Annotated in this window: 30 protein-coding genes; 23 read left to right on the forward strand and 7 right to left on the reverse strand. The window is 65.2% G+C overall.

Features of this window, described 5'->3' with window-relative positions:
* Nucleotides 1–24: 24 nt before the first annotated feature.
* From cofD to FCF25_RS04565, 6 genes are all read left to right on the forward strand, one after another.
* Entirely contained in the window at nt 25–1,020 is a 996-nt protein-coding gene (cofD, locus tag FCF25_RS04540) for a 2-phospho-L-lactate transferase (RefSeq protein WP_137047469.1), read from the forward strand.
* Entirely contained in the window at nt 1,017–1,886 is an 870-nt protein-coding gene (locus FCF25_RS04545; protein ID WP_137047470.1) for a tRNA-dihydrouridine synthase, read from the forward strand. The genes cofD and FCF25_RS04545 overlap by 4 nt, the downstream gene beginning before the upstream one ends.
* Nucleotides 1,859–2,716: a triphosphoribosyl-dephospho-CoA synthase gene (locus tag FCF25_RS04550; protein WP_137049357.1), complete on the forward strand. Its 858-nt coding sequence runs from the start codon at nt 1,859–1,861 to the stop codon at nt 2,714–2,716. The genes FCF25_RS04545 and FCF25_RS04550 overlap by 28 nt, the downstream gene beginning before the upstream one ends.
* A gap of 161 nt (nt 2,717–2,877) precedes the next feature.
* Entirely contained in the window at nt 2,878–3,426 is a 549-nt protein-coding gene (locus FCF25_RS04555; protein WP_254425901.1) for a DUF447 domain-containing protein, read from the forward strand.
* A 119-nt stretch (nt 3,427–3,545) separates the two neighbouring features.
* The gene (locus tag FCF25_RS04560; RefSeq protein ID WP_117594981.1) at nt 3,546–3,740 is read left to right on the forward strand and encodes a 30S ribosomal protein S17e; all 195 of its coding nucleotides are present in this window, start codon (nt 3,546–3,548) and stop codon (nt 3,738–3,740) included.
* 84 nt (nt 3,741–3,824) lie between these two features.
* Entirely contained in the window at nt 3,825–4,334 is a 510-nt protein-coding gene (locus tag FCF25_RS04565; protein WP_137047472.1) for a GNAT family N-acetyltransferase, read from the forward strand.
* A gap of 17 nt (nt 4,335–4,351) precedes the next feature.
* On the opposite strand, the gene FCF25_RS04570 is transcribed toward FCF25_RS04565, so the two are convergent.
* Both FCF25_RS04570 and FCF25_RS04575 read right to left on the reverse strand, forming a co-directional pair.
* Nucleotides 4,352–5,737, reverse strand: coding sequence for an NAD(P)/FAD-dependent oxidoreductase (locus FCF25_RS04570; RefSeq protein WP_137047473.1), 1,386 nt, complete (start codon nt 5,735–5,737; stop codon nt 4,352–4,354).
* 122 nt (nt 5,738–5,859) lie between these two features.
* Nucleotides 5,860–6,330, reverse strand: coding sequence for a hypothetical protein (locus FCF25_RS04575; RefSeq protein ID WP_117594983.1), 471 nt, complete (start codon nt 6,328–6,330; stop codon nt 5,860–5,862).
* A gap of 132 nt (nt 6,331–6,462) precedes the next feature.
* Here FCF25_RS04575 and FCF25_RS04580 point away from each other — a divergent pair, with 132 nt between their 5' ends.
* Entirely contained in the window at nt 6,463–7,419 is a 957-nt protein-coding gene (locus FCF25_RS04580) for a D-2-hydroxyacid dehydrogenase (protein ID WP_137047474.1), read from the forward strand.
* A 24-nt stretch (nt 7,420–7,443) separates the two neighbouring features.
* Here FCF25_RS04580 and FCF25_RS04585 read toward each other — a convergent pair whose 3' ends face one another.
* Nucleotides 7,444–8,154 (reverse strand): fumarylacetoacetate hydrolase family protein, encoded by a 711-nt coding sequence (locus FCF25_RS04585; protein WP_137047475.1) that lies wholly within the window; start codon nt 8,152–8,154, stop codon nt 7,444–7,446.
* A gap of 184 nt (nt 8,155–8,338) precedes the next feature.
* On the reverse strand, nt 8,339–8,959 hold the full coding sequence (locus FCF25_RS04590; protein WP_117594986.1) for a hypothetical protein: 621 nt from the start codon (nt 8,957–8,959) through the stop codon (nt 8,339–8,341).
* 198 nt (nt 8,960–9,157) lie between these two features.
* On the opposite strand from FCF25_RS04590, the gene FCF25_RS04595 reads away from it, so the two are divergent.
* On the forward strand, nt 9,158–9,766 hold the full coding sequence (locus FCF25_RS04595; RefSeq protein WP_137047476.1) for a class I SAM-dependent methyltransferase: 609 nt from the start codon (nt 9,158–9,160) through the stop codon (nt 9,764–9,766).
* Nucleotides 9,767–9,845: 79 nt separating this feature from the next.
* Here the strand turns inward: FCF25_RS04595 and FCF25_RS04600 are convergent, their stop codons facing one another.
* On the reverse strand, nt 9,846–10,313 hold the full coding sequence (locus FCF25_RS04600) for an N-acetyltransferase (RefSeq protein WP_137047477.1): 468 nt from the start codon (nt 10,311–10,313) through the stop codon (nt 9,846–9,848).
* Between the two features lie 359 nt (nt 10,314–10,672).
* Between FCF25_RS04600 and FCF25_RS04605 the strand changes: the two genes are divergently transcribed.
* Together FCF25_RS04605 and FCF25_RS15505 are read left to right on the forward strand one after the other, a co-directional pair.
* On the forward strand, nt 10,673–11,086 hold the full coding sequence (locus FCF25_RS04605) for a hypothetical protein (RefSeq protein WP_137047478.1): 414 nt from the start codon (nt 10,673–10,675) through the stop codon (nt 11,084–11,086).
* A gap of 278 nt (nt 11,087–11,364) precedes the next feature.
* Nucleotides 11,365–11,505, forward strand: coding sequence for a hypothetical protein (locus FCF25_RS15505; RefSeq protein WP_157972745.1), 141 nt, complete (start codon nt 11,365–11,367; stop codon nt 11,503–11,505).
* Between the two features lie 357 nt (nt 11,506–11,862).
* Here FCF25_RS15505 and asd read toward each other — a convergent pair whose 3' ends face one another.
* Nucleotides 11,863–12,897, reverse strand: a complete 1,035-nt coding sequence (asd, locus tag FCF25_RS04610) for an aspartate-semialdehyde dehydrogenase (RefSeq protein ID WP_137047479.1) — start codon at nt 12,895–12,897, stop codon at nt 11,863–11,865.
* 623 nt (nt 12,898–13,520) lie between these two features.
* Here asd and FCF25_RS04615 point away from each other — a divergent pair.
* Entirely contained in the window at nt 13,521–13,715 is a 195-nt protein-coding gene (locus FCF25_RS04615) for a cold-shock protein (protein ID WP_058582823.1), read from the forward strand.
* 134 nt (nt 13,716–13,849) lie between these two features.
* Here the strand turns inward: FCF25_RS04615 and FCF25_RS04620 are convergent, their stop codons facing one another.
* Nucleotides 13,850–14,398 carry a Rieske 2Fe-2S domain-containing protein gene (locus tag FCF25_RS04620; RefSeq protein WP_137047480.1) on the reverse strand — a complete coding sequence of 183 codons (549 nt, stop codon included), beginning with the start codon at nt 14,396–14,398 and terminating at the stop codon, nt 13,850–13,852.
* A 99-nt stretch (nt 14,399–14,497) separates the two neighbouring features.
* Between FCF25_RS04620 and FCF25_RS04625 the strand changes: the two genes are divergently transcribed.
* From FCF25_RS04625 to FCF25_RS04680, 12 genes are all read left to right on the forward strand, one after another.
* Nucleotides 14,498–15,529 (forward strand): Gfo/Idh/MocA family protein, encoded by a 1,032-nt coding sequence (locus tag FCF25_RS04625; protein WP_254425888.1) that lies wholly within the window; start codon nt 14,498–14,500, stop codon nt 15,527–15,529.
* Between the two features lie 49 nt (nt 15,530–15,578).
* Nucleotides 15,579–15,794, forward strand: coding sequence for a hypothetical protein (locus tag FCF25_RS04630; RefSeq protein WP_137047481.1), 216 nt, complete (start codon nt 15,579–15,581; stop codon nt 15,792–15,794).
* Between the two features lie 202 nt (nt 15,795–15,996).
* Nucleotides 15,997–17,316, forward strand: coding sequence for a histidinol dehydrogenase (hisD, locus tag FCF25_RS04635; protein ID WP_137047482.1), 1,320 nt, complete (start codon nt 15,997–15,999; stop codon nt 17,314–17,316).
* Nucleotides 17,317–17,506: 190 nt separating this feature from the next.
* Nucleotides 17,507–17,872: an iron-sulfur cluster assembly accessory protein gene (locus FCF25_RS04640; protein ID WP_117594994.1), complete on the forward strand. Its 366-nt coding sequence runs from the start codon at nt 17,507–17,509 to the stop codon at nt 17,870–17,872.
* Between the two features lie 36 nt (nt 17,873–17,908).
* Nucleotides 17,909–18,154, forward strand: a complete 246-nt coding sequence (locus FCF25_RS04645; RefSeq protein ID WP_117594995.1) for a DUF5816 domain-containing protein — start codon at nt 17,909–17,911, stop codon at nt 18,152–18,154.
* 180 nt (nt 18,155–18,334) lie between these two features.
* Entirely contained in the window at nt 18,335–18,688 is a 354-nt protein-coding gene (locus tag FCF25_RS04650; protein ID WP_137047483.1) for a hypothetical protein, read from the forward strand.
* A 55-nt stretch (nt 18,689–18,743) separates the two neighbouring features.
* Complete coding sequence (locus FCF25_RS04655; protein ID WP_117594997.1) at nt 18,744–19,292, forward strand: mechanosensitive ion channel family protein; 549 nt, start codon at nt 18,744–18,746, stop codon at nt 19,290–19,292.
* A gap of 99 nt (nt 19,293–19,391) precedes the next feature.
* A complete protein-coding gene (locus FCF25_RS04660; protein WP_137047484.1) occupies nt 19,392–20,342 on the forward strand; it encodes a metal-dependent hydrolase in 951 nt (316 codons plus the stop codon).
* A 94-nt stretch (nt 20,343–20,436) separates the two neighbouring features.
* The gene (locus FCF25_RS04665; RefSeq protein ID WP_117594999.1) at nt 20,437–21,084 is read left to right on the forward strand and encodes a hypothetical protein; all 648 of its coding nucleotides are present in this window, start codon (nt 20,437–20,439) and stop codon (nt 21,082–21,084) included.
* A complete protein-coding gene (locus FCF25_RS04670) occupies nt 21,081–21,758 on the forward strand; it encodes a hypothetical protein (RefSeq protein ID WP_137047485.1) in 678 nt (225 codons plus the stop codon). The genes FCF25_RS04665 and FCF25_RS04670 overlap by 4 nt, the downstream gene beginning before the upstream one ends.
* Nucleotides 21,759–21,915: 157 nt before the next feature.
* The gene (locus FCF25_RS04675; protein WP_117595001.1) at nt 21,916–22,110 is read left to right on the forward strand and encodes a dodecin; all 195 of its coding nucleotides are present in this window, start codon (nt 21,916–21,918) and stop codon (nt 22,108–22,110) included.
* Between the two features lie 41 nt (nt 22,111–22,151).
* Nucleotides 22,152–23,525 carry a bifunctional UDP-sugar hydrolase/5'-nucleotidase gene (locus FCF25_RS04680; RefSeq protein WP_137047486.1) on the forward strand — a complete coding sequence of 458 codons (1,374 nt, stop codon included), beginning with the start codon at nt 22,152–22,154 and terminating at the stop codon, nt 23,523–23,525.
* Nucleotides 23,526–23,607: the final 82 nt, after the last annotated feature.

Raw genomic sequence — 23,607 nt, forward strand, 5'->3', positions numbered from 1 at the left:
CGTTGCCCGGTCAACCTCCGGCAAATGGTCACCTTTCTCGCCGGCGGGACGGGCACCCCGAAACTGCTCGACGGGCTCGGGGAGTCGAGATTCGACCCGAGCGAGACGGCCGTCGTCGGCAACACCGGCGACGACGTCGAACTCGGCGGCGTGCTCGTCTGCCCGGACCTCGACACTGTCTTGTTCGACGGCGGCGGCGTCCTCGACCGCGAGCGCTGGTGGGGAATCGACGGCGACACCACCGAGACCCACGAGGAGCTCCGCCGTCTCGCCGACGCCGCCGGACTCGACGACGGCCCGCGGTACCTCCCCGACGGCGCGCAGACGAGCGGACGAGAGATCGCCCGTTGGCGACGCTTCTCGGGCGTCGCGGAGTTCATGGAACTCGGCGACAGGGACCGAGCCGTCCACGTGACGCGGACGAGTCTCGTGGACGAGGGCCACAGCCTCACCGAAGTCACCCGGATACTGGCCGACGCGTTCGGCCTCGACGTGACGCTGCTCCCGATGTCTGACGACCCCGTCGCCTCCGTCGTCCACACCGACGAGGGACCGATGCACTTCCAGGAGTACTGGGTCGCTCGCCGCGCCGACCCCGCGGTCCGCGACGTGGAGTTCCGCGGAGCCGACGACGCCGGGCCGACCGACGCGGTGCTCGACGCGCTCGCCGCGCCAGTGGTCGTCGGTCCCTCCAACCCCGTGACGAGCATCGGTCCGATGCTCGCGGTTCCCGGCATCTGCGAGGCGCTGGAGTCGACGCCGGTAGTCGCCGTCTCGCCGTTCGTCGAGGACACGGTGTTCTCCGGCCCCGCCGCCGAACTGATGCGCGGTGTCGGCTACGAGGCGAGTACTGCCGGCGTCGCCGAGGCGTACCCGTTCGCCGACGCGTTCGTCCTCGACGACGACGACGGAACCGAACTCGACCGGCCGGTCGTCAGAACCGACACGGAACTCGACGGTCCCGACGACGCCGCGCGCGTGTTGGGTGCGGTCGAGACCGCACTGGAGGCGGTCTCGTGAGCGCTCCCGACCGGAGAGCCGAGCGACCGTCGCTCCGCCTCGCCGCCGCGAGCCTCAGCGGCGAGTCCGACTCCGAGTGGGCGAACGCGGCCGCTCCGTACGTCGACGCGGCATTTCTCGGCGGTATCGCGCTGGACGGCGTCTCGCGGGAGGCGGCGCGCGAACTCGTCGACCGCGGGCGCTCGGAGTTCCTCCCCGACGACCCGCTCTCGTTCGTCGACGCCGAGCTACGAGCGCTCTCCGACGCGCCGATTCGCGTCGGCGTCAACGTCCGCAGCGCGACTGTCTCGCCGGTTCGGGCGGTCGCGACCGTCTGCAGCGACCACGGTGCGATACTGGAACTCAACGCCCACTGTCGCCAGGACGAACTCCTCGCAGTGGGATGCGGCGAGGCGCTTTTGGCCGACACCGACCGCCTCTGTCGGTACGTCGCCGCCGCGGCCGAGACCGGTGCGACCGTGGGCGTGAAGGCCAGAACGGAGGTCTCGGGCGTCGACCTCCCGGAGACGGCCCGGCGCGTGGCCGACGCCGGCGCGACGCTGTTCCACGTCGACGCGATGGACTCCGAGCACGTCGTCGGCGAGGTCGCCGCGGCCGTCGGCGACGACCTCTACCTCGTCGCCAACAACGGCGTCCGCGATGCCGCCAGCGTCCGCGAGTACCTCGACTACGGCGCCGACGCGGTGAGCGTCGGGCGGCCGAGCGACGACCCCCGCGTTCTGAAGCGGGTGCGCGCCGCCGTCGACGAGCGGTTCGACACGGACGGCCCCGACGGAGACGAGCAATCCGACCAGTACGGCGATTTCGACGATTCCGACGAATCCGACCAGTCAGACGGATTCGACGAATCGGAGGTCCCGGCGTGACGCCCGCCGAGAACGCGGAGCTCGCGCTCCTCCTAGAGGTCGCGAGCACGCCGAAACCGGGCAACGTCGACCGAAATCGAGATCTGGACGACCTGCGGTTCGAACACTTCCTCGCGGGTGCCGTCGGGTCGAGCGAAGGGCTCCGGATGGCCGCCGACGGCGCCCCCGTGGGGGCGGCGTTCGAGCGCGCCGTCGAGGGGATGAGTCGACAGAGCGGCGGCAACACGCAGTTCGGGTGTCTGTTGCTGCTCGTACCGCTGGTGAGAGCCGCAGCGGAGAACGGCGACCTCACGCCCGAGACGGCGACGAGCGTCGTCGAATCGACCACCGTCGCCGACGCCGCGGCGTTCTACCGTTCGTTCGAACACGTCGACGTCGCCGTCGACGACCCGCCGCACGACGCCCCCGAACTGGACGTTCGACGCGGGAGCGACGCGATTCCCGCGCTCGAGTCCCGGGGACTGACGCTGTACGACGTGATGAAACTGAGCGCCGGCCGCGACGGCAACGCCCGCGAGTGGACCGGCGGGTTCCGGCGGACGTTCGCCGCCGCCGACGCGATCTGCGACGACGACGGGCCCGTTCCGGACCGCGCGGCGCGGGCGTTTCTCGACCTGCTCGTCGAGGAACCGGACACGCTCGTCGCCACCCGCCACGGCGAGGAGGTCGCCGCCGCGGTTTCGGGGTGGGCCGCCGACGCTCGCGGCGACGAGGCGGCGACGGAGCGACTGGCGGAGGCACTCGTCGCCGAAGGTGTGAATCCGGGAACGACCGCCGACATCACCGCCGCGGCGCTGTTCGTCGCGCTCGAACGGGGGCTGCGCGTGTGAGTGACGAACGCGGGGGCGGCGGAAGCGACCGGAGCGACCGAAGCGACCGAAGCGGCGGAAGCGACCGGAGCGACCGAAGCGACCGAAGCGGCGGAAGCGACCGAAGCGACGACGAGACGGACGCCGAATGGCCCGCCGAACTCCGAGGCGTCACGGAGTCGGTGGTGACGACGCTCGGGCCGAACGACCTGTGGAACGTCGCGGCGCTCGGGGTTCGCGCGCCCGCCGCTTCGGATACACCCGCGACGGCGACGACGTGGGGAAACACCCGGACGCGCCGGAACTTCCACCGGCAGGGTGAGGGCGTCGTCCAGTTCGTCACCGACCCGCGGACGTTCGTCGCCGCCGCGGTGACGATACGCGAGGAGACAGAGCCAGTTCTCGACAGCGCCGACGCGTGGGTTCGCGTGGAAACCGACTGCGTCGACAGCGAGGAGCGCGGAGAGACGACGGTCGAGCGATGGGAGCTCCGCCCCGTCGAAGCCGAAGTCGTCGAGACGGGCGTGCGAACCATCAATCGGGGGTTCTACGCCGTCGTCGACGCGACCGTCGCGGCGTCGCGGTTGGACGTGTCCGCTTACGACACCGACGCGCTGTTAGACCGTCTCACCTACTTCGAGGAGACGGTCGAGAAGTGCGGCGGCGACGCCGAGCGGGAGGCGTTCGAGCGGCTGAGCGCCGAGACGGGATGGCGGAAGCGACGCGATTGACGGTGAGCAGACGACCCGGCTGTCGTCGAGGGGACCCGAGGCCACGAACCGTGTCACCGTCGTCCACACCGCGGGCGCGGAACGAATCGTTTTAGTGGGCTACGACGGAAGATTTCCGTATGGCTATCAAACCCAAGTACGTCAAGCAGATGGGAACGCTGCTGCTGGAGAAGTACCCGCAGGCGTTCAACACCGACTTCGAGACGAACAAGGAGAACGTCGACAAACTGACCAACGTCGATTCGAAGGGCGTCCGCAACCGCATCGCGGGCTACGTCACGCGCAAGAAGCAGTCGCAGGCGGCCGCAGCGTAAACGTCCGTTTTTCGAGTTCGGATTCGACACTAACCTCCGATAGCGGTAAGTAGCGATACACTTTGGTCGGCGACACTCGAACCAATGGACAAGATGACCACACAAATACACATTCGCGAAGCCGTCGAAGCCGACGCATCGTCAATTCAGCGAGTCGCTCGTCGGTCGTGGCACGACACCTACGATTCGATACTTGGGTCGGAGACGGTAACGGGGTGTATCGACGCGTGGTTTGACCCCCAGAGACTCGTTAGTGATGACATTCGTCCGGCGTCGCGGCCGTTCGCCGTCGCCGAAACGGGTGGTAATATCGTCGGATTCGCCGAGTGTGTGCCCGCCGACACGCCGGAGTCGTACGTTCTTTATCGTCTCTACGTCGACCCGGCGCACTGGCGGGATGGAGTGGGGACAAAACTGCTTGAACAGGTCGAGCAGCAGCTCCGCGAAGACGGGATTGAGCGGCTCAATCTGTCGGTTCTATCCGAAAACGAACGCGCTATCGCATTCTATCAGACGCGGGGGTTCGAGCAGGTCGACACAACATATCAAGAACAGTTCGATGCCGAACGGTACAAGTATCGAAAACCGTTGTAAATCCGAAAACGCCTGACTCAGATAGTGTACTCGGACTCTTTCAGTTGGACGTAGCGTCCGTTGCGGAACTTGAACTTCCGTTTCTTGTACGCGCCCGCGAGGCGGGCGGCGTTGATACCCGTCCGACCGGCACCCTCCAGAACCTGCATGGCGCCCCCGCTGTCCATGAGCTTTCGCGCCGTTTCGAACGCCCAGTCCCAGTCGTCGGGGCCGTAGTCGTGGACGAGGTCGGCCATGGAGACGTTTCGGAGAATCTCGTCGTCTATCGCGTCCTTCCAGCGCCGGTTGTACGCCGAGAGGTCGCCGGAGGCGGCGAGTTCGCCCGCGATAGCGCCGGTGCGGACGGCGACGTGGTCGCCGCCCTCGTGGAACGCGGAGGTCGCGCCCATCGCGCCGCCGACGACGGCGATGTCCGCGCCGACCGGCGAGTCGATGGGTCGCGTCGAGGAGATGGCGTACGTCTCCGTCCCGCCGCGCTTGCCGCGGTCTTCGACGAGCGGGAAGTCGTCGAGGTCGTACTCGTCGCCGTAGACGTGGTCGAGCAGCCGTCGGATGTACTCTTTGCCCTGCGGGATGCGCTCGTCCTCCGGGCGGAGGAGCGCGTACTTCTCTCTGTCTTTCACCTCGTCGATGTCCATCCCGATGGGCATCGTCAGGCCGACGCGACAGACGTTGTCGTCGTTCGGGAACACCCACGGGTAAGCGGTGTGACCGGGCATGTACCCCCACCAGAACGTGATTGCGGATTTGATCTCCTCGAACAGCTCCTCGGGGAAGCGGCGGTACTCCTGGTAGGCGATGTGGTTCGACCGCCGCGAGGAGAGGCGTTCCGAGGCTTTCTCGCCGTCGGGGAGGTAGCGGTCGAGCACGCGGTTAGTGACCGTTCGCTGGGGGCCGTCGGCCAGAATCAGGAAGTCGGCACCGACGTTCTCGCCGTCTTTGAGTTCGACGGTGTGTCGCGGGTCGTCGCCCGTCGCCGCGAGGTTCGTCTCGACGTTCTTCACCGAGGCTTTCACGCGGTACTCCGCGCCCGCGTCCTCGGCGCGTTGGCGCATCCAGTCGTCGAACCGGGCGCGGTGGAACGTGTAGCCGAACTCGTCGTACGACGATTCGATGCCCGTCGCCCGGAGCGTCAGCGACTCGTTCGGACCGACGAACTCCGCGCGGTCGAGCGTCTGGAGGACGATTCCGTCGGGCATCTCGTCGGGGTGGATTCCCATGATGTCCACCCAGTAGTCGAGGATACCCGCGGCGTCTGTCGAGTCGGGACCGAGCTGTTCCCGGTCGGCCCGCGGGACGCCTTTCTCCATCACGACGGCCGTCGCTCCGGCGGACGCGGCCGCGTGCGCCGCTGCCGTACCGCCCGGACCGCCGCCGACGATGGCTACGTCTACGCGCTGCATACCTCGTATCCGGCAGTACTCCGCCATTAAAGGTCCGGAACGTTCCGCGCGGCGAACAGTCACTCAGCGAGCGAACGCCGGGGCTGTCGGAGGTTGCGGGGATTCGGGAGGGTGGGCGGCGGCTACTCCGCGGGCGTCGCCGAGTCGTCGCCGCAGGCGTCCGGACTCGACATCGACCAGATACCGAGTCGTCCCTCGTGGTCGACTTTCACCAGCAGTCGGTAACACGGCGCGTCGCCGAGGTCCGACAGCGCGAACGTCTCCCAGCTCTCGGCGTCGTCGAGGCGCGCGGAGATGACGTACGACCCCGGCGTCTCGCTCCAAGAGAGGTCAACCGTCTCGCCGTCGGAGACGTTGTTCTCGACACCGTCGAGGTCGTGCGAGGTCCAGTGGACGAGTTCGCCGTCGCGGCGGACGATGAGGTCGATGCTGTGGGAGTCGACGTGCGAGTTGCTGAGGTGGAGTTCACCCAGTTGCGCCGACCCCTCGGACTCACCGAGAACGCCCGCGCTGGCGCATCCACTGACGAGGCCGGCGACGCCCACCCCGAACGCGCCCAGAACACGCCGCCGCGTCGTCTGCGACCGTGACATACGCACCACCGAAACAGTCTTCGGATAAATACGTTCCGAGCGAGTGATGTGTTTTCTCCCGCCCCTCCGTCGAAGTAGGCCGCGACTGCCGAAGGGGGTGCACTCATACCGCTGGTCGGAAAACGGGGACGCATGACCGACCCGGATATCGTCGTGCTGCGACAGAAGATTCACGGCCTCTCTGCGGAGGCGTACGCCGAGACCCTGCGCGAGCGGCTCCCCGACTACGACGTCGCGCTGGCGAAGACGCCCGCCGAAGAGCGCGAGTTCCTTCGGACGGCGCGCGTCGCCACCGGCTTCTCGCTCGACGCCGACGAGCTGGACGCCGCGCCGAACCTCGAACTGTTCGCCTGCGTCTACGCCGGGACGGGGCATCTGGACCTCGACGCCTTCGCGGAGCGGGGCGTCGCCGTCACCAACGCCTCGGGCGTTCACGGGCCCAACATCGCGGAGTACGCCCTCGGCGCGATTCTCTCGTTCGCCCGCGGGTTCGACACGGCGTGGCGACGCAAGGAGCGCGCCGAGTGGCGGTCGTACCAGGCCACCGAACTCCAGGGAAGCCGAGTGACCGTCGTCGGCCTCGGCGCTATCGGGGAGAGTATCGTCGACCGCCTCGCCCCGTTCGGCGTCGAGACGGCAGGCGTCCGCTACTCGCCGGAGAAGGACGGCCCGACGGACGAAGTGTACGGCTTCGACGAGATACACGAGGCGCTCGCCGACAGCGACTACGTCGTCGTCGCCGCGCCGCTGACCGAGACGACAGAGAAACTCATCGACGCGGAGGCGTTCCGGACGCTGCCGCCGCACGCGGTGCTCGTCAACGTCGGCCGCGGTCCCATCGTCGACACCGACGCGCTCGTTTCGACACTCCAGACGAACGGTCTCCGCGGCGCGGCGCTGGACGTGACCGACCCCGAACCGCTCCCGCAGGAACATCCGCTGTGGTCGTTCGACAACGTGCTCATCACGCCGCACAACGCGGGCCACACGCCGAAGTACTGGGAACGCCGCGCGGACATTATCGCGCGGAACCTCGACAAGGTCGAGGAGACGGGCGAGTTCGAAAACTTGGAGAATCAGGCGGATTAGAGCAGACCGGTTACAATTCGCTCGCTACTCTACCGCGTTCCGCAGCGTCCCGATTCCCTCGTAGGTGATTTCGACCACGTCGCCCGATTCGACAGTGCCGGGGTTCGCGGGACTGCCGAACGCGATTGCATCGCCAGGCTGGAAGGTGAATCGCTTCGAGAGGTAGGAGACGATTTCGTACGGACCGAACAGCATCAGTTCGGTGTTCGCCTCCTGTCGGCGCTCGCCGCTCACGTCGGTGTGCATGTCGAGGTTTCGCGGGTCCAGCTCCGTTTCAATCCACGGCCCCAACGGACCGGAGCCGTCGAACGCTTTTCTGGCCGTCCGGCCCTGCTGGTCGAGGGCGTCCACGTCGTTCATGATGGTGTAGCCGCGGACGTACTCCGGAACTTCGTCGACCGAGATGTCGTGGCACTCCTCGTCGACGACGGCGACGAGTTCGCCCGCGTACGTGAGTTCCTCCGTGAACTCGGGGTACGGAATCGGTTTCTCGTGGGCGATAACGGAGGTCGGCGGTTTGATGAAGAAGTCGGGTTCCTCGGGTCGCTCGTACTCCATCTGGTCGAGCGTCGCGGCGTAGTTGCGACCGACGCAGTACAGCGCCGACGGCTCGCACGGCGCGAGCAGGTCGCCGTCTTCACCGACGACGTACTCGCCGTCGTCTGCGAGGATGGTTCCGTCTCGGTACTCGCCCTCGCGCGGGCCGTCAGGGGTCTGGATACGGGCGATTCGCATGGTTGTTCGTCTTGTTGCGTCTCGAAAGGCGTACCGGAAACGGCGGAGACTGCGCCTCAGAGTTCGGTGAGCCCACTATTCCGCGACCCCAGTCCACTCGATTGAAGTGTGGCGTCTGTGGCTATCCCTGGATTTTGACAGAAATTGCGTGCTGCATACAGAGGATGCATCTCTGACTCCTTTATCAGAGCGGCCACTCATTCCGTGTGAATAGGTCATCAAGGGCGTCAGGGAGAGTGTTGAGCTTGTAGTCTACCCACTTAGTGAACGGCGTGTGGTGCCTGATTTCTCTCCACTCGTCGTCTGTTTCCGCACTCACCTGCACTACACGCTCAAAGAATTCGAAGAGGTAGAGATGTTCTTGCTCCGCCATCCCTGACTCAGGGTCTTCCCCCAGCCTGTAAATTCGCTTTGCCTCGGTGTACGCCTCCTCTACTCCAGCCAGCTCACCGACCAACCGAAAGTCACCGATATATTCGTACCAGACGCCTCGACGGGCCCTCTCGAACCAATACTCATCTTCAGGGACGGGTAGATGGCGAGCGTTGAGGTCTTCAGCGACCAGAATCCCTTGCTTGCAACGGTTGACACACTGGTCACGAGTTCCAGCTAAACGATAACAGACGCCAGCGAGAAGAAACATGTATTCCCCTTTGCAAGCGGTCGTCGCGGGGAACCCAGGCGGAGAGTCACCGAGATACTCGTAAGCTGCCGCCGTGAACCAATCGCCAGCAGCAGAGAACTCGCCGCGCCTACGGTGAGCCTCGGCGTTTTCTACATGTTCCCATGCAGTTTCGCAGGTCATTGGACCAGATAATCACCACTCTCTGATAACCATTCGGCGGTACGCCCCGGCCACTTCCGAGTCAGACTGCTGTTGCATACGCGCTGTGTATTCAGCAGCCGGTGAGCGAACCCCTCGATAGCTGTCAGTAACGGAGTGCAAGATACAGAGGATGTGTACCGCAGATTCATGATAGGTAATTGGATATAGTGAAAGGCCATGGGCGATCGGTCCGAAACAGGAGACGAAGCGGATTGGTGGAACGAGGTGTATAGAAGTGAGACAGTTCCACCGTGGGACATCGGTCACCCACAACCAGCGCTCGTGGATGCCATCGAAAGTTATGAATTGACCGGCCCAATCCTCGACGTTGGATGTGGCACCGGGATACACGCACTCTGGGCTACAGAACGAGGATACACAGCTCTCGGCATCGATTTCTCCGAGGTAGGTATTGAAGTGGCACAAAAGAGGGCCAGAGAGCGAGGTCTGGACGCCGATTTTCGTGTTGCAAATGCGCTGAACCTCCCAAGCAATCTCGGGCCGTTCAAGACGGTGTTGGATAGTGGGCTCTTCCACGCCTTCGAGACAGACGAACGGGAAACCTACGCTCGTGAACTCGCCGCCGCCGTCTCGTCGGGTGGACACCTCTTTCTCGTCGGCTTCGCCGAGGGCGCTACCGAGAACGCGGGGCCGAATCCACTCACTCCAGAAGATATTCACTCTGCGTTCGGAAATCAGTGGACGGTCCACGAGACCCAGGAGAGTGTGTTTGAAACACGAGTACGTTCCGAGCAAGGGCTCCTCGCCGTCGTCGAACGGGTTTGAGTATCGCATCGATGTCAAGTGATTTGAACATCACTTCTCATCAGACGAATTTTCCCCTGTACCGGATGCGGCTTTCGACTCACTCTAACGGCTGTGCGTAGTCAATTTGCTTTGGCTGGAAGCTCAGATCACGGTAGAACCGGCGTGCGCCCTCGTTCTGCCATTCACAGGAGACCTTGAGGAGATCACAACCCTGCTCGCGAGCCATTTTTTTCACCCGCTCGACGACCTCTGTTCCGTGGCCTCGATTTCGGTGGTCTTCGTCGATAGCGAGGTTCACGATTCGGAGGTACCGTGAGTACTGACGGGAACCATGGTTGCCCTCACGAAGCGTGACGAACCCGATTGTATCACCTGTGTGGACGATGAGGTAGTCAGTGATATCCTCGTCGTCAAGGTGAGCGCGGAAGCCACCGTCGGGGACCTCGTTGACGTCCGTGTACGTGAGTTCGTTCAGTTCGGAGTAATCCTCCATCGCTTTCGCGAGGTCGTACCAGCGACCGACAAGCGCATTAAGGTCGTCAGCGGTGGCTTCGACGAGTTCCATACGGAAACTCCTCAACGTTGGCTCTTTAGATTTCGCTCGGTGTGCTTCGTTCTAGCACGTCTTGGAACACCAGCGGCGGCGAACGGGGGGAACGGCTTCTCTATGTCCACTACCGAGGGCTTCGGTTGACCGATACGCGCTATGTATACAGCACGCACGATTCAAACTGCTCAACTTCCGTCAGGATCAACGTGACCGACTCAGAGGATGTATTTCGCATAGAGACGCAGTTTATTCCGACTCAGCGAATATGAATCCTCGCGAAGTAGCGCATGCGAATTGCTTGTTTAATTCCGACTCCGATCGACCTCAGGAGAAATTTCCTATGAATTAAATGGCTTTGTTTGAAGTATGGGATAATGAAACGGCGGTCGATTCTCGCTGTACTCGGTGTCGTCGGTGGCGCTGGATGGATTGGATATGGCCGATTCCAGTCCGGTCGAGAGGGACGGGTCTACTGGCGACAGATGGCAGCCGATGCTGGCGGAGAACCAGGGTCGTTGATTGTACTGACCGAGTCGCGTAAGCCCGATGGAGCAGTGAGCCATACAATTCACGACAAGTATACAGACGCGTTCGACAACGGAACGTATGTCTCGAAGGACCTCCACCGCGCTCTCAAACACAAGTTCGGCTCCGACGAACCCTATTATCTCATTCGATACGAAGGCCATGATTGCAATGGTATCCCCGGTGATGAAGGGGGCAATGCTGTCGAAGTATCACGGGAGAAGTTTAATGATCTTCAAATTGGCGACTGCGTGAAAAAGTAGATTCGGTTTAGCGAAACCCCCTCGAATCATGCGGGGTCGGGAGCCTGTAGTAATACGATTAGGTTACCACGAGTACCAAATTTACGACCGATACGCGCTATGTATTCAGCAATCGGTAAGCGAACTCCTCGACGGCTGTCAGTAACGGGATGCAAGATACAGAGGTTGTATTTATCAAGCGACCATCGCCAGTTTTAGCCGATTGATGAAGAAACACTTGTTCGGTACAAATGCTTAGTACCCGAAAGTTTTTGCTCAACTGTTGGTAGATTGCTCCTATGGTTGATTTAACATTATCCTCGGTCCTTCTACTGTGGATTGCTATTATGACAGCGGTTTACGCTGGGGTATATCTGGCCCTTCAGATGTTTTTCGGACAAAACAATCCAGTTACAGGGATGGAAGAGCAGAACCAATGACGAATGTGTACGGCCACTCGTTGAGGAGTCCACCAGAAGGTAACACTGTGACCGATAAGCGCTCTCTATTCAGCACGGTCTCACCAAACTGTCACCAACTATAGGCTTCAACGGGTCCTGGTGTACGAAAATCGCGGAGCGATTTTCGGCCGACGACTGAGCGGAAACGCGAAGCGTCGAAGCGAAGGAGGAGTGTCCTCGTGAGCGAAGCGAACGAAGGCTCGTCAGAGCTTGTCTCTGACGGTGCTTTTGGTCCGAGAGCAGACGCGAAGTGTCTGCTAAGCCTTCGCGGTGGAACCGCGAAGAGAGCTTTTGCCGAGGGCCGCCGAAGGCGGCCCGCAGCGCAAAAGGTGGGTTCTAGACCCAGCCTTCCTCAACCAGCAACTCACCGTTCAGCACGCTCGCGCCCGCCGCACCGCGAATCGTGTTGTGCGCGAGGCAGTTGTACTTGATACCCGAACTCGTCTCCTGAATCCCGCCGGCGGAGATGGCCATCCCGTCGCCGTGCATCCGGTCGAGACGCGGTTGCGGGCGGTGGGGGTCCTCGAACACGCGGATGAGCGGGTCCGGCGCGCTCGGGAGGTCGATGCCGGGGAACTCGCGCATCGCGTCGGCAATCTCGTCGACGGAGGGGTCGGCTTCGAGTTCGGCGAACACGTTCTCGAGGTGGCCGTCGAGCGTCGGAATCCGGTTGCACGAGGCCGACACGTCGGCGTCGTGCAGCGAGAGCTCCGCGCCGTCGAAGGAGCCGAGCAGTTTCCGAGATTCGCTCTCCATCTTCTCCTCCTCGCCGCCGATGTGTGGGATGGCGTTGTCGATGATCTCCATCGAGGTGACGCCGGAGTAGCCCGCACCCGAGACCGCCTGGAGGGTCGAGACGTGGACGCGTTCGAGGCCGAACGCGTCGAGCGCGGCGAGCGTCGGCGTCATCGTGATAGTCGAGCAGTTCGGGTTCTTGATGAGCGCGCCGTCCCAGCCGCGCTCGTCGCGCTGGACCTCGATGAGTCCGAGGTGGTCGGCGTTGACCTCCGGGATGGTGAGCGGAACGTCGGGGGCCATTCGGTCGTTCGAGGAGTTCGAGGAGACGACGTAACCGGCCTCCGCGAAGTCGGGTTCGACGTCCGCGGCCGCCGAGGAGGGGAGCGAGGAGAAGACGAGGTCCAGGTCGTCGGGCACGTCGTCGACGGCGGTTCGTCGGACTTCCATCCCGGCGACGTCGTCCGGGATGGGCGTGTCGACGCGCCACTTCGCCGCGTCGCGGTAACTCTCGCCCGCGCTCTCGTCGCTCGCGGTGACCGCCGCGAGTTCGAAGCTCGGGTGTCCGTCGAGAAGTTGGATGAATCGCTGTCCGACCGCACCGGTTGCGCCGAGGATGCCAACGCGTACTGCCATTAGCGTGTGGGTGGGTGACACTCGCATAAGTGGGTTCGGATTCTGTCGCATTTTCTCGTAAATTCGTGAACATTGGGGGGTTTGACGCCTGCTTTGGCCATTTACTGAGAGACCCTCGGCGGTCGACCGAGTCGAGTTCGAGTCCGTCGGCGAAGCGGGTCGAAACCCGTATGAGGGCGCGGAGAGTACGTCGACTGCGTGCCTTTAGTCCCCGCCCGAGTGTTCCCACTTCGGGAGCGATGACCGCGCGGCGAACCCGGGCGCGCAACATCAGTGCAACCGCCGTCCGGCCCAAAGAGACGGCTGCCTGGCACGAGGGTTTCCCGGCCGACGCGGCATGCCGCCACGGGATGAGGCCGGCCGTTAGTGTCCCGGGCAACATTCTACAGCTCCGACCGGTGAGTTCCACGACCAGCCCCGACTTCCTCCACACCGGAACGACCGATACTACAGAAAACCGTTCGATAACCGTCAAACCTGTCGCCAACACCCTGTAATCGTGGTCAACGAAACACGCTCGTCCACCGTTTTTCCAGTTCGGCCACTGATGGTCAATTTATCTAACGTGGCGGCGCTACAAATTCGCAAGCCTTATTCGTGAACGGCGACTGGTTTCAAAAGCAATGGCGAAAGGCGAAGTTGATTTCTTCAACGACACTGGCGGCTACGGTTTCATCTCGACGGACGACGCGGACGACGACGTTTTCTTCCACATGGAGGACGTTGGCGGCCCTGACCTCGAAGAGGGACAGGAAGTGGAGTTCGACATCGAGCAGGCCCCGAAGGGCCCGCGCGCGACGAACCTCACGCGCCTGTAAAGCAGTTTAGTACGCCGCTTTCGCGGCAAAACGACCCCACATTCTGTTATTTTCGAGTCCGTAGCGGTGACGCTGGGTAACGAGCGCCCGTCGGCGAACGACACGGTGAGGCGCAGCTATCGCCTCCGCGCCGATTAGAGGCGACGGCCCGAGTCGAATCGGTCGTCGGTGAGATACACCTCGCCGTCTCGACACTCGACCTCGATGGCGTCGAGCGACTGCCCGCGGCACGGCCCTCGCGTACAGAACCCGTCGCCGCGGACGAACCGCGCCCCGTGTTCGTGACAGACGATGTGGTCGTCGGTCGTGCGAGCGCCGAATCCGGGGTCGAGTCTGACGTGCGGTTTGTGCGGACAGGAGTTGCGCCACGCGTACACGTCGTCGCCGCTGCGTTCGAGTATCCCCTCGGTTCCGCGCTGTCCGTTGATGGCCTCGAACCGGACCGTCCCGTTCGTGGGCACGTCGCCGACGGCGACGAGTCGACGCGGATCGGTCGGCGGGTCGGCTTTCGGGGACGACGAGCCGGTCTCGTCGGTGGCGTCGGCGTCGGTTCCGAGGCGCTCGTCGTCGACAGCGAACCGAAACGTCGCGTCGCCGACTTCGACGGACCCGTCGGTGTCGTAAACTCGAAACGCCTCCTCTTCGCCGTCGCTCTCGACGGTGACTCGGATTGAGTCGTCCATGCACGAGTGTTCACGGGCGCGAGCAACGATAGCTTGTCGGCGACACGCCTCTCGTCTTCTCGCGAGGTCGACGCAGGGAGCGACGCGACCCGTTCCGGAATGACCAGAATCATTGCCGCGACGGTACTCTTCGACGCCATGTCGACCGAACCGGTTTACGACGTGGGAATCGTCGGCTGCGGCGTCATCGGGAACCGACTCGCCGAATCGTTCTCCGCTCACGAACGGACGAACGTCTGGGGGGCCTGCGACCTCGTCGAGTCGAAAGTCGAGGCGTTCGCCGACGAGTACGACTGCGCCGCGTTCACCGATTACCGAGAGCTCATCGGAACCGAGGCCGTCGACGTCGTCTACGTCGGTATCCCGCCGACCGGCCACCTCGAAGTCGCACGGGTCGCGCTCGAACAGGAGAAAGACGTCATCTGCGAGAAACCGCTCGCCGAGAACGCCGCGGAGGGCGAGAAGATGGTCGAACTCGAGGCGTCCTCCGAGCGGACGACGGCCGTCAACCTCCCGTTCCGGTACACGCCCGGGTTCGTCGAGATGCGAGAACGCATCCACGCCGGGGACGTGGGCCGTCCGAAGCGAATCAATCTCGACTTCAGATTCCCGCAGTGGCCCCGCGAGTGGCAGGACGTGGAGTGGCTGAAGAGCAGAGAACAGGGCGGTCCGCTCCGCGAGGTCGGAACGCACTTCCTGTTCGGCGTGCAGGAGATTTTCGGTTCCGTGGAGCGACTCAGCGCCGAGGTCACCTACACCGGTCCGGAGACGTACGAGGAGTCCATCGTCGGCTACTTCGAGGTCGACGGCGTCCACGGAACGCTCGACCTGCTCTGCGACCACGAGCAGTCGGAGGAGAACTCGATTACGGTCGTCGGGTCCGAGTCGTCGCTGACGCTGACCGAGTGGTACAAACTCGTCGAGAACCGCGGTGACTCCGAAGCGGGGGGCGTGACGACGCTCAACGAGATGCGCGAGCAGACGACGCTGACGCTCGTCGACGAGTTCGTCACCTCGCTCGACGGCGGCGACGGAAACCTGGTCTCCTTCGAGGAGGCACAGCGGGTGCAGCGCGTCGTCGACGCGGTGTTCGCCTCCGAGGGGACGATGCGAGAACTCGGCGACGACTGAGTCCGCCGAGGGCGGAACAGCCATATCGCTGCTTCGCACTCGTGGACGTGTGAACCGCGATCGCTTCGTCCAACTCTCGTTTCTGGCGTTCGGCCTCATCCTCGTCAGTTTCGTCGTCATGGGGACGAGCAGAATATTTCTCCCGTACGGCGTCGCGCGGCTGCTCGCCGCGCCGACGTTCTTCGCGGCGTTCGGCCTCGTCGTCTACCTGTTCGTTCGCGCCGCGCTCTCGTTTTTCGGCGTCGTTCCCATCGAAGAGACGTGACGAAGGAGTGAAGACGTCTATCGGGGGCTGGCAGGCGGCGAGGCTCCCAGCACGCGGAGGGTCGCCGCACAACCGCCTCGTTCCCCGCGCGTCACGTCGTCAGCGCACGGGCGGGAGTGGTCGCGCTCTCCCGGATAAACGTTCGTGAGAGCGCGTCTCTCACTATCGGAACGTCTTTTCGCACCGCCTTCGAAGCGCGCCCATGGAAGTCAAGCGAATCGCGGATCTCGGCCCCGACGAGCGCGACGCGCTGTTCGAGCGCGACGCGGGCGTCGACGCCGTCCGCAGCGACGTGCGCGACATCGTTGGCCGCGTACGCGAGGAGGGAGACGTGGCGCTCCGGGAGTTCTCCCGCGAGTTCGACGGCGTCGAAGTCGGCAACGTCGACGTGACGGACCTCGCCGAGCGAGCGTACGACGACATCGACGAGGGGATGCGCGAGGCCATCGAGACGGCCGCCGACAACGTCCGCGAGTTCCACGAACGGCAGGTCCCCGAGGACTGGCGCGCCGACTTCTCGGGGAGGGAACTCGGCCGCCGGTTTCGCCCGCTCGAACGCGTCGGCGTCTACGTTCCCGGCGGCGCGGCCGCCTACCCGTCGAGCGCGCTGATGGGCGTCATCCCGGCGAAAGTCGCGGGCGTCGAGCACGTCGCCGTCGCCACGCCGCCCGCCGACGAGATCAACCCGGTGACGCTCGCGGCGATTCACGCTGCCGGCGCGGACGTGGTGTACGCCGCGGGCGGCGCGCAGGCCATCTCCGCGCTCGCCTACGGCACGGAGACGGTCAACTCGGTTCAGAAGGTCGTCGGCCCGGGTAACAAGTGGGTGACGGCGGCGAAGGCCGAGGTCCGCGGCGACGTCGAAATCGACTTCCTCGCCGGACCGAGCGAGATTCTGGTCGTCGCCGACGAGACGGCGACGCCGAGATTCGTCGCCGCCGACCTCCTCGCGCAGGCCGAACACGACCCCGAGGCCTCGGTCGTCGCCGTCACCGACGACGAGGAGACGGCCGAGGCCGTCGCCGAGGCGGTCGAAGCCGGTGTCGACGACCGCGAGCGCAGTGGCGTCATCTCCGAGGCGCTCGACAACGACGCGAGCGGTATTCTCCTGGCGCGCTCGATGCCCGAGGCCGTCCTCTTCGCCGAGGAGTACGCCGCCGAACACCTCTCGATTCAGGCGCGCGACGACGAGGAACTGCTCGACCGCATCACCAACGCCGGAAGCGTGTTCCTCGGGCCGTACACGCCCGTCGCAGCCGGCGACTACGCTTCCGGAACGAACCACGTGCTGCCGACGAACGGCGGCGCGAAACTGTACGGCGGTCTCTCCGTCGACACGTTCGTCCGCTCGACGACGGTCCAACGCCTCGACGAAACGGGGCTGAACGCGCTCTCGGGGACGATTACGACGCTCGCGGAGGCCGAAGGGCTGGAAGCCCACGCCGAGAGCGTCCGCGTTCGACTCGACGAGACGGACGGCGGAGACGGTGCGGACGGCGGGGACGACGCGGACGACGAATAGCGGAACGTAGGGACACTGTTCGAGGACCCACGAATTCCAAAAATTCTAGAACTTGTTCGATTTTCACAACTTTTGGAAGAGAGTGCAAACGTCTCGGACCGTGCGGGCCGCGCCAGCCACGTTTCGCCGGCGTCGCTCGGCCCTGTGAATCAGCGTCACAGTTAACACCTTTCGGACGATACGCTCAGCCATGAGTACCGAATCCGTCGATGGTGACGCCGAAACACCGGTGAAGGTGACCGAGAGCGCGGCGTCGGAAGCGCTCTCGCTTCTGGAGGGTGAGGGACTGGACACCGACGTCGCGGGGCTCCGCCTCTTCGTCCAACAGGGCGGTTGTGCGGGCCTCTCGTACGGAATGCGCTTCGACGACGAACCCGAATCGGACGACGCGGTGACGGAACACCACGGCCTCCGCATCTTCGTCGACCCGGCGAGTCGCCGCTACATCGGCGGGAGCGTCCTCGACTACGAGGGCGGCCTGCAGGCCGCGGGCTTCCACGTCGAGAACCCGAACGTCGTCTCCGAATGCGGCTGCGGCGAGAGCTTCCGCACCTAGAAACGTAATTAACTCCAGTCGCCCGTAGTCGAACGCATGGAACTGGAACTCGCGACGACGCCCGCAGACGACACCGTCTACGTCGACCGCAGCGACGGCGAACGCGGATCGAAAGCGCCGTTTTTCACCACGTACGTCTCAGAGTCACGCGACGTTCGCTGGGGGTATCTCTGCGGCAACTGCGAGACGTTCGACAACGCGATGGACACGATGGGCCGCATCGAGTGCAACACCTGCGGGAACATCAAGAAGCCCGACGAGTGGGACGCCGCCCACGAGTGAGGCCGCCGGACGAGGTGTGTCGATTCGGACCAGAGCGTAGATTCGGACCAGAGCGTAGATTCGGACCAGAGCGTAGATTCGGACCAGCGTGTCGACCGTACACCTCTCGCTCAGAAGTTCGGGACTGTTTTCGGCGACTGTGACAAGGTTTATCAAACACGCGGGAGTACGTTCGCTCACATGGCCCCTGTTACCATGCCACCAGTCGAGGCAGCCAAGACGATTTTCACTCGCCTCGGCTACACCGTATCCGGAGAGGGGACGGACCTACGGGCCGAACGAAAGTGGCGCACCGTCCAAGTGACGGCCGTCGCAGACGACGACACGATGGGTCGCACGCTCGCCGACGGCGGGCGCGACGACGGCCCGCCGTTCCGATGTTTCGTCACCTGGGACGAACACGCCGACTCGCTCTGTCGACGACTCGAACGCACCGCCCGGACCTACGAGTGGGCGGTCATCAGCGTCGGCGACGGCGACGCCGCCGACGACAACTATCGAGTCATCCGCGAAGACGTTCCAGCCGTCGCCTGACGGTCGCTCGACTGTCGGGGGCGGAATTTATCAGTTCGGCGGTTACTTTTCGGCTATGCAGCCACCCGTCTTACAGACCGGCGTCGTCGACGACGCCGTAGCGGCGTTTCTCACCCAGCTAGTCGACGCGATTCCGGTGCTCCTCGTCGGAGCGCTGTTTCTGCTGATCGCGGCGACGGTCGTCAAACTCGTCCTCTTCGTCGTGAGGGTGGCGTTGCGACGAGCGCTCCCGGGCGAGTCGCCGGCCTACCGGCAGTTCGTCGCGACCATCGTCTCGGTGTTTCTCTGGTTCGCCGTCGCGCTGTCGTTCCTCTCCATCGTCGGTCTCGAAGGCATCGCCGCGTCGCTCGGAACCGCCGCGGGGTTCGTCGCCCTCGGCGTCTCCTACGCCACCTCGGGGATGATCGCGGACGCGGTCGCCGGCGTCTACCTGCTGCGCGACCCCGACTTCAACCCCGGCGACCGGGTCGTCGCCGGCGACGTAACCGGCGAGGTCGTGAGCATCGAACTCCGCAAAACCCGTATGCGGGTCGAAGACGACACCGTCGTTCGCAGCAACGCCGAGATAGAGAAGAAGTGGACGAAGCTCGACGACTACGCCTGAGACGCGGAGAGCGCCGGCGACTCCCGAACTCCGACCGCTGCCCGCGTCGGCGACCCCCGGGTCCGCACTGCTTATCTGTTCCGCCGCGCAACCACCGGTATGTTCGTCGGGCACGCGGTTTTCGCCTTCGCGCTGGTCGCCGGTGCGGCCGCGATTCGCGGCGTCGACTCGACGCGCGCGCTCTCCCTGGGAGCGGTCGCCGCGGCGTTCGCCGCCGCTCCCGACGTCGACATCACCTACGCGTTCGTCGGCGTCGTCGGCGCGCAGACGACCGACGCGCTCTCGGTCGCCTCGCAGTTCTGGCAAACCGGCAACCTCGTCCACCGAGCGATGACGCACTCCGTGCTCGTCGCGCCCGTCGTCGCCGTCGCGGCGGCGCTGTGGCTTCGCGGCCGTCGTCTGCGGCGGCAGCGGGAACTCGTCGCGGCCGTCGCGCTGCTGGCGGCGGTCGTCGCCGTCGCCGCCGCCGTCTCCGGCGGCCTCGGCGCCGTCGTCGTCTCGCTGTTCGTCGCCGTCGCCGTCGCCATCGCGGAGGGAGTCGAGCGCTGGACCGACCTGAGTCCGCGCGCGACGTTCTCGACGGCGCTGGTCGGACTGGTCTCGCACCCGTTCGGCGACCTGTTCACCGGGTCGCCGCCGGAGATGTTCTACCCGCTCGACGCGACGCTGTTCGCGGACCGACTGTCGTTCAGCGTCGACCCGACGCTGAACCTGCTGGGCGCGTTCGGTCTCGAACTGCTCACCATCTGGACGGCCCTCGTCGTCGCGCTCTCCCTCTCCGGTTACTCGCTCCGTGACGCCATCGACGGGCGCGCGGCGCTGGGTGCGGCGTACGCCGTCAGCGTGCTGCTCATCCCCGCGCCGACGCTCGAACTGTCGTACCCGTTCGTGTTCAGCGTCCTCGCCGTCGGGATGGTCGGTGCGGCCCCCCGCGTCGGAATCCGGAGTCGACGAGTAGAACTACCGGACAGAGTCGCTGCCCTCTGTACCGGTCTCGCGGCGGTGAGTATCGCCGGATTCGCGTACACGGTCGCGTATCTCGTCGCCTGAGTCGGTCGTGACCGCACGGCCGCGGTCCCGACTCGGCGCGCGAGCGGCCGCCGTAGTGGGAAGCCTTTTGCTCGGAACAGAACGATAGGGGCGCATGAATCGGTCGGGACTGAGCCACGTCGTCGAAAACGAGCGGACGAACGCGGCCGTCGGGTGGGTCTTCGTCGCCGTTCTCTGCGCCGCCGGGACGGGGGAACTGCTGACCGGCGAACTCGTTCAGGCGGGGTTCGTCCTCGCCACCGCCGGACTGGCCGCCGTTCCGGCCGTCGCCTACCGGAACCCGCGGGCGATGCTGCCGTGGGAGGTGCTGGCGCTGGCGGTGCTCCCGGTCGTCGGACAGGCGTTCGTCGGCGGTCAGACCATCGACGGCGTGACGCTCAGCGGACGCGTCGTCCGTTACTTCGCCGTCGCCGCCGTCGCGCTCGTCGTCGCCGTCGAACTCGACGTGTTCACGCCCGTGCGGATGAACGACTCCTTCGCCGTCCTGTTCGTCGCCGTCACGACGATGGCCGCCGCCGGGGTGTGGGCCGTCGTCCAGTGGCTCTCGGACCTCTATCTCGGCACCGAGTTCCTCCTAGACGGCCGCCCCGGAGACGTCGTCCACACCGCGATGATGTGGGACTTCGTCGCCGCGACGCTCGCGGGCGTCGGGGCCGGACTGCTGTTCGAGTTCTACTTCCGCCGCCGTTCGCACGCCCGCGAGCGGCTTCCGGCGACCGTCGGCGGAGGTGAGAGCCGATGAGAGTACGTGAGAAACTCGGCATCAGCGGTCGGCGGCAGACCCAGTTGGCGCGGCTGATGCAGCTGTTTCTCGTCGGGATGGTCGCCATCGGCGTCGAACGCGGCGACGTGGGCGTCGTCGTCAACGCCGGCGTCGGCCTCGGCGTGACGTACCTCCCGGCCCTTCTGGAACGGGATTACCACATCCCGATGGACGCGGGACTGACGCTGTGGGTGACGACGGCCGTCTTCCTCCACGCCATCGGTAGCGGCGGGCTTCCCGGCGTCGAGACGGGGCTCTACCGCCAGTTCTGGTGGTGGGACCACATGACGCACACGCTGTCGGCGTCCATCGTCGCCGCCGTCGGCTACACCGTCACCCGCGCGCTGGACGTCCACACTGACGCGGTCGAGCTCCCGCCGCGGTTCGTGTTCGTGTTCATCCTCATGTTCACCGTCGCCTTCGGCGTGTTCTGGGAGGTACTGGAGTTCGCCATCGGCGAGGTCGCCGCGATGACCGGCGGCGACCCGGTGTTGACCCAGTTCGGCCTCAGCGACACGCTCGTCGACATCATGTTCAACACGCTCGGCGGCGTCGTCGTCGCCATCTGGGGGACCGCACACCTCTCGGATGTCGTCGGCGCGGTGGCGGCGAGGTTCGGCGGGAGTCGGACGAAGTCGGAGCAGGCGAAGTAACCGAACGGAGCGGACGCGTCGCCGAGAACGTGCACCGATGGGGACGGACACGTCGCCGAGAACGTGCATCGACAGGAACGGACGCGTCGCCACCGTTTCTCGGAACGTGTGACCGTCGTGTGCATTTTTACCGTCACGAACCGTAGTCGCACCCGAGATGGTGTTCAAGAAGATCACGCTCATCGGACAGAGTGACGAGGGATTCGAAGCGGCCGTCGACGACGCCGTCGACCGCGCCGAGGAGACCCTGGAGAACGTCTACTGGGTCGAAGTGGACGAGTTGATGGTCGAGATGGCCCAGGACGGGCGACAGTACCAGGCCGAGGCGACCGTCGCCTTCAAGCTCGAATAAAGCCGCAGGCTTCTTACCGCGGCCGCTCCGACGCGGAGTGAATGCCGCGGTTGCTCCACTACTCCGACATAGAGAACGTCTACGACGACCCCGAGCGCGCGGGCCGGCTCGCGGGGCTGCTCTCCTCGCTCGGCGGCCCCGACTCGCTCGTCGTCGGCAGCGGCGACAACACCTCGCCGGGCGTCCTCGCGCTGGTCTCGAAGGGCCGACAGGCGCTCGACTTCTTCCGCGCCGTCGGCAGCGACGTGGAGACGTTCGGCAACCACGACTTCGACTACGGTCCCGACGCGACCCGTCGGTTGGTCGTCGACGCCCCGCAGACGTGGGTGAGCGCGAACGTCCGCGACGAGGAGGGCGAGCCGTTCGGCAGCGACGAGGGCGTCGTCCCGTGGACCGTCGAGACCGTCGAGGGCGACGATATCGGCTTCTTCGGCCTCACCGACCCCGCGACCGACTCGCTGAACCCGCAGGCCGCCGAGTTGACGTTCACCGACCCGTACGAGGCGGCCGAGCGCGCCGTCGCCGACCTCCGCGACGAGGGCGTCGACTACGTCGTCGCCGTCTCCCACCTCGGTGCGGGCGACGGCGAACTCGCCGAGCGGGTGAACGTCGACGCGGTTCTCGGCGGGCACGTCCACTCGGCGCGAGCCGAGTACGTCGACGACACGCTCCTCCTGCGACCCGGCGTCAACGGCCGGACGGTGCTCGAAGTGACGCTCGACGGAGACGGCGCACGCGCGCAGCGCCACCGGCTCGGAGAGCGAGACGCGCCGGTCGACGGGGCGCTCGTCGCGGCGCTTCGGAGCCGACTCGCCGAGTCCGGCCTCGACAGCGTCGTCGGCGAGGCGGAGACGCCGATGCGGCGGAGCGAGGGGGTCGTCTTCGGCGGCGAGTGCGCCGTCGGCAACTTCGTCGCCGACGCGTACCGGTGGGCCGCCGACGCCGACGTGGGCCTGCAGAACAGCGGCGGTATCCGGAACGGTCCGCCGCTGTCGGGCGAAGTGACCGTCGCCGACCTCGTGAGCGTCGTCCCCTTCGCCGAACCCGTCGTCGTCGCCGAACTCACGGGTGAGGAGCTGTTGACGGCGTTCCGGCAGGCCGCGGGCGGCGCGGTCGACTTCGGCGAACCGCACTGGTGGCACGGCCACGTCAGCGGCGCGACGCTCCGGTGGGACGACGACCGAAACGACCTCGACGGGGTACGCGTCGGCGGCGACCCCGTCGACCCCGACCGACTGTACCGCGTCGCGACGGCGGAGTATCTCCTCCACAGCGACCACGAGTTCCCGGTTATCGAGCAGCGCCACCGCGCGGGCGAGTACGGCATCCAACACGAGATACTCGCCGAGTACGCCCGCGAGTTCGGCGTCTCCGCGAGCGTCGACGGTCGGATTCGACGGCCGACGAGCGAGTGACCGGGGTCGACGGCCGGCGAGCGAGTGACCGGATTCGACGGGCGACGTTCGCCGAGCGTCCGTTCGGTAGGCGAGACGGTAC

The sequence above is a fragment of the Haloprofundus sp. MHR1 genome (assembly GCF_005155585.1).
GTDB classification, from domain to species: Archaea; Halobacteriota; Halobacteria; order Halobacteriales; family Haloferacaceae; genus Haloprofundus; species Haloprofundus halophilus.

Bases quoted from the DNA above. Each gene is read 5' to 3' on its own strand.
- FCF25_RS15505 (WP_157972745.1), top strand. From the start codon at position 11,365: ATGGTTGATTTAACATTATCCTCGGTCCTTCTACTGTGGATTGCTATT.
- FCF25_RS04665 (WP_117594999.1), top strand. From the start codon at position 20,437: ATGAATCGGTCGGGACTGAGCCACGTCGTCGAAAACGAGCGGACGAAC.
- FCF25_RS04580 (WP_137047474.1), top strand. From the start codon at position 6,463: ATGACCGACCCGGATATCGTCGTGCTGCGACAGAAGATTCACGGCCTC.
- FCF25_RS04620 (WP_137047480.1), bottom strand. From the start codon at position 14,398: ATGGACGACTCAATCCGAGTCACCGTCGAGAGCGACGGCGAAGAGGAG.
- FCF25_RS04570 (WP_137047473.1), bottom strand. From the start codon at position 5,737: ATGCAGCGCGTAGACGTAGCCATCGTCGGCGGCGGTCCGGGCGGTACG.
- FCF25_RS04650 (WP_137047483.1), top strand. From the start codon at position 18,335: ATGGCCCCTGTTACCATGCCACCAGTCGAGGCAGCCAAGACGATTTTC.
- FCF25_RS04605 (WP_137047478.1), top strand. From the start codon at position 10,673: ATGAAACGGCGGTCGATTCTCGCTGTACTCGGTGTCGTCGGTGGCGCT.
- FCF25_RS04615 (WP_058582823.1), top strand. From the start codon at position 13,521: ATGGCGAAAGGCGAAGTTGATTTCTTCAACGACACTGGCGGCTACGGT.
- FCF25_RS04670 (WP_137047485.1), top strand. From the start codon at position 21,081: ATGAGAGTACGTGAGAAACTCGGCATCAGCGGTCGGCGGCAGACCCAG.
- FCF25_RS04590 (WP_117594986.1), bottom strand. From the start codon at position 8,959: ATGACCTGCGAAACTGCATGGGAACATGTAGAAAACGCCGAGGCTCAC.
- FCF25_RS04675 (WP_117595001.1), top strand. From the start codon at position 21,916: ATGGTGTTCAAGAAGATCACGCTCATCGGACAGAGTGACGAGGGATTC.
- hisD (WP_137047482.1), top strand. From the start codon at position 15,997: ATGGAAGTCAAGCGAATCGCGGATCTCGGCCCCGACGAGCGCGACGCG.
- FCF25_RS04560 (WP_117594981.1), top strand. From the start codon at position 3,546: ATGGCTATCAAACCCAAGTACGTCAAGCAGATGGGAACGCTGCTGCTG.
- FCF25_RS04565 (WP_137047472.1), top strand. From the start codon at position 3,825: ATGGACAAGATGACCACACAAATACACATTCGCGAAGCCGTCGAAGCC.
- FCF25_RS04655 (WP_117594997.1), top strand. From the start codon at position 18,744: ATGCAGCCACCCGTCTTACAGACCGGCGTCGTCGACGACGCCGTAGCG.
- asd (WP_137047479.1), bottom strand. From the start codon at position 12,897: ATGGCAGTACGCGTTGGCATCCTCGGCGCAACCGGTGCGGTCGGACAG.
- FCF25_RS04595 (WP_137047476.1), top strand. From the start codon at position 9,158: ATGGGCGATCGGTCCGAAACAGGAGACGAAGCGGATTGGTGGAACGAG.
- FCF25_RS04680 (WP_137047486.1), top strand. From the start codon at position 22,152: ATGCCGCGGTTGCTCCACTACTCCGACATAGAGAACGTCTACGACGAC.
- cofD (WP_137047469.1), top strand. From the start codon at position 25: ATGGTCACCTTTCTCGCCGGCGGGACGGGCACCCCGAAACTGCTCGAC.
- FCF25_RS04660 (WP_137047484.1), top strand. From the start codon at position 19,392: ATGTTCGTCGGGCACGCGGTTTTCGCCTTCGCGCTGGTCGCCGGTGCG.
- FCF25_RS04585 (WP_137047475.1), bottom strand. From the start codon at position 8,154: ATGCGAATCGCCCGTATCCAGACCCCTGACGGCCCGCGCGAGGGCGAG.
- FCF25_RS04625 (WP_254425888.1), top strand. From the start codon at position 14,498: ATGACCAGAATCATTGCCGCGACGGTACTCTTCGACGCCATGTCGACC.
- FCF25_RS04640 (WP_117594994.1), top strand. From the start codon at position 17,507: ATGAGTACCGAATCCGTCGATGGTGACGCCGAAACACCGGTGAAGGTG.
- FCF25_RS04600 (WP_137047477.1), bottom strand. From the start codon at position 10,313: ATGGAACTCGTCGAAGCCACCGCTGACGACCTTAATGCGCTTGTCGGT.
- FCF25_RS04645 (WP_117594995.1), top strand. From the start codon at position 17,909: ATGGAACTGGAACTCGCGACGACGCCCGCAGACGACACCGTCTACGTC.
- FCF25_RS04575 (WP_117594983.1), bottom strand. From the start codon at position 6,330: ATGTCACGGTCGCAGACGACGCGGCGGCGTGTTCTGGGCGCGTTCGGG.